Source organism: Pseudomonas sp. 05N432, from assembly GCF_056396945.1.
Map to the genome: position 1 here is coordinate 1 of NZ_JBFTMM010000094.1, position 425 is coordinate 425.

At 32.9% G+C, this 425-nt stretch carries 1 pseudogene; it reads left to right on the forward strand.

From position 1 onward, the window contains the following. Positions 1–425: pseudogene (locus AC1DHT_RS29390) on the forward strand (hypothetical protein); the annotation flags it as partial.

The window sequence follows — 425 nt, forward strand, 5'->3', positions numbered from 1 at the left end:
GGGGAATTATAGTAACTATGTTGAACAAAAAGAATTAGAAAGACATCGAGAAGAAATAGAATAAGAAAAATATGAAAAAGAAAAGAAGCGATTGGAAAAAGCTATAAATATAAAAGAACAGAAAGCTCAACGAGCAACTAAAAAACCGAAAAACTTAAGTTCATCTGAAAGCAGAATAAAAGGAACAAAGCCATACTTTGCAGGTAAGCAGAAGAAGTTACGAAAAACTATAAAATCTCTAGAAACCAGACTAGAAAAACTTGAAAGCGTCGAAAAGAGAAACGAACTTCCTCCACTTAAAATGGATTTAGTGAATTTAGAAAGTGTAAAAAATAGAACTATAATACGTGGTGAAGATGTCTCGGGCACAATTGAAGGACGGGTATTGTGGAAAGCAAAAAGTTTTAGTATTCGTGGAGGAGACA